Source organism: Microcoleus sp. N9_B4 (genome assembly GCF_036701635.1).
In the GTDB taxonomy this organism is placed as follows: Bacteria; Cyanobacteriota; Cyanobacteriia; order Cyanobacteriales; family Microcoleaceae; genus Microcoleus.
In genome coordinates this window covers 1-2,488 of sequence record NZ_JAUBRC010000105.1, presented here as the reverse complement: position 1 = coordinate 2,488, position 2,488 = coordinate 1, and the positions used below count along the sequence as shown (strand labels likewise).

Annotated in this window: 3 protein-coding genes and 1 pseudogene; 1 reads left to right on the top strand and 3 read right to left on the bottom strand. The window is 49.7% G+C overall.

Going from position 1 to position 2,488, the window contains the following annotated elements; genetic code table 11:
• The 3 genes from QUA43_RS30590 to QUA43_RS30580 form a co-directional block, all read right to left on the bottom strand.
• Positions 1 to 239 (bottom strand): hypothetical protein (locus QUA43_RS30590; RefSeq protein ID WP_333379514.1); only part of this gene is annotated, 239 nt, incomplete at its 3' end.
• 65 nt (positions 240 to 304) lie between these two features.
• Entirely contained in the window at positions 305 to 586 is a 282-nt protein-coding gene (locus QUA43_RS30585; protein WP_333379513.1) for an HU family DNA-binding protein, read from the bottom strand.
• Between the two features lie 87 nt (positions 587 to 673).
• The gene (locus QUA43_RS30580) at positions 674 to 1,153 is read right to left on the bottom strand and encodes a hypothetical protein (RefSeq protein ID WP_333379511.1); all 480 of its coding nucleotides are present in this window, start codon (positions 1,151 to 1,153) and stop codon (positions 674 to 676) included.
• A 155-nt stretch (positions 1,154 to 1,308) separates the two neighbouring features.
• Here QUA43_RS30580 and QUA43_RS30575 point away from each other — a divergent pair.
• Positions 1,309 to 2,488, top strand: a pseudogene (locus tag QUA43_RS30575) (hypothetical protein); the annotation flags it as partial.

Genomic DNA, 2,488 nt, shown 5'->3' with positions numbered 1-2,488 from the left:
CCAAGTTCCAGCACTTTGTAAGTTTCGGAGTCTGAATTAAACAGGTTTTGCAATTGTCGCGCTGTGTCGATCGCAATTTTGGTAAAGATATCGTCTCCTATTCTGGGGTGACGAGTTGCTAACTGGATATGACTGATGATGGCGATCGCTGCCAGCGGTGGAAGTTCTACAGTTGCTGGCGGCAAGTCTTGCATTTCATTCACTTCATCGGCGTATTTTTTCAAGTCGGGGTGCTTCATGATTGCTTGTCTAGTGTTTGTCTAGTGGTTTAGCCGATCGCACTTCACGACGATCGGCAAATTGTCTACGCTTGCCGGCTCACAGCATCCTTAAACATCTTCCCTGGGGAAAATGCAGGAACTACAGTTGCCGGGATGTCCATCTTGTCGCCAGTTTTGGGATTGCGACCTTCGCGGGCTTTCCGCTCCCTCGCTTCAAAGGAGCCAAATCCGACTAGCGTTACTTTTTCGCCGTCGGCAACGGCCTTGGTGATGGAATCTATCAGGGCGTCCAGCAGTGCATTTGCTACTTTCTTGGTGGTGTCTGCTTTGGTTGCCAGCAAGTCCACCAGTTCTCCTTTGTTCATAAGTGTGATCGCCCTTTAGTCATTAATTATTAGTCATTAGTAACGCAAAACCAGCCCCCCCGTAAGGAGTGCTGGCTTCTGATGCGATTATTCTGCGGGGGTTTCCCCTATGTGGTTGGATGACTCTTGCTGTTGCTGCTGCATTAACTGCTGCTGCATCAATTGCTGCTGGATCTGCTGTTGTTGCTGCAGTAACATCTGTTGCTGTTGCTGCATCTCTTGATATTGCTGTTCTTGTAGCTCTTTGAGCTTGATTAAATTGTTGAGTTTTTCCTGATACTCCTTAACCTCTTCTTTGTACCAAACGATGCACTCATTCGACTTGATCAACTGCTTGCGTGCGTCATCTATGAGCTGATCAAGAATTCCCCCAAAGGGGTTGAAATTTCCACCTCCCGCCGCGCTATCTTCTCGATTAAGTCCGAGGAGCTGAGTCCGAAATCCTCCGCTATTTGCCGAAAGAGCTTCGCCGCTGTCGGCGTGAGAGTGAACATCGTGTTCTTCTTCAGTTCCCCGTACTCTAAGTGTTTCGCCTTCCTGGATTTGACCATGCTCTTGAGAGTTCATAACGTCTTCCTTAAAAGATTACCAAAATCACATATGTGATGTTGACATTATTGCATATGTAATTCTATGATAGTAGAAAGTTCACATATGTGAAAGATTCCACTGCATACCCCAAACGTTGGCGGGTGGGCAACACCCACCCTTTCCCCTAACCTATGTACACCCTGGAAAACCTGCAACAGAAGAATTTAAAGGAATTGAAGGAAATTGGCTGGCAGCTCAACGTGATGCCCGACGGCGACAGACGGTGCCGCCAAAACTGGATTGATGCCCTAGTCGGCACTGTGCCCCCGCTGCTGCAACTGCTGGAAGTTCCCCCCGCGGCCCAAGTCGAACCGGTTGAGGCGATCGAACCAGTAATTGATAATGCCTTTGACGCGGAGGAATTTCGGCAGACTCACGATGCTGAGATTGAAAGCTATTTTCAAAGTCTCATCGAAGTTCAAGCCCAGGAGCCGATCGAAGTTCAACGCCAAGAGACACGTTTCAACCTTGATATCTGTTGGGTAGTGGACGCTGAGGATCACTTTGTTGGTTTTCTCCCGGTTCCCGCTGATGAGTATCTCAGTGGGCGTAGAAGTTTTGCGGCTAGACCTGGCGATCGAGTTGTCGAGCCTGGCTCAGTGATTATCAAGCCGATCGAAACTCCCCCCGGTGTCGAGTCCAAGTTTGGCCGCATCGTTTACCCGAAATCGGCCGTTAAGCTGATCGCAATTCAAGCCCTAGACTCTTTCGAGATTGGCGATTTAGTCGAGTCCGTTCACGAGCGTTGGGGGATTGAAGAAGAATCCCTAGTCGGCAAGGTTACGCACATCTCCCCGTCTGGTAGGGTGCGCGTCGATTTCGGGCCCGGTGGAACTTTTGATTACTCACGCCCTGGAAAGGATTTGATTAAAGCGTCAATACAAGAAGTTCAAGTCCAGGAGCCGATCGCACAAAATGCAGAAACTAGACCCCAACTCGACAGAACAGAAAGTGCTGATGTACATAACTGGCGCTCTCATCCCGCCGAATCAGTTCGAGATAGCAGCAGCGCTAAAGCTGAAGCACTGGGAAGCAAAGAAGGCGATCGAGTATTGGTGCTGGCTGGGAATAGTGAAGCAGTTCGAGGGGGAGTTTTACCCCATCAGCCAATTGAACTAGCGGCCAAGTTCAACGACGAACAGCCCCCCAACCGTGGCGATGGCAAGGGACGGATTGAGCCGAAATTGAGCCAAAGTGCGATCGTACCAGCGGCCAAAAATTCCCCCGGTGTCAGTCGCAAAACTTCAACAGCCCATCAACTTCTGGAGTTGTTCAAATCCTCGGCAGTCATACTTGATGATTCCCCCGTTG

Coding starts and splice junctions, on each gene's coding strand:
- QUA43_RS30585 (WP_333379513.1), bottom strand. CDS start 586: ATGAACAAAGGAGAACTGGTGGACTTGCTGGCAACCAAAGCAGACACC.
- QUA43_RS30580 (WP_333379511.1), bottom strand. CDS start 1,153: ATGAACTCTCAAGAGCATGGTCAAATCCAGGAAGGCGAAACACTTAGA.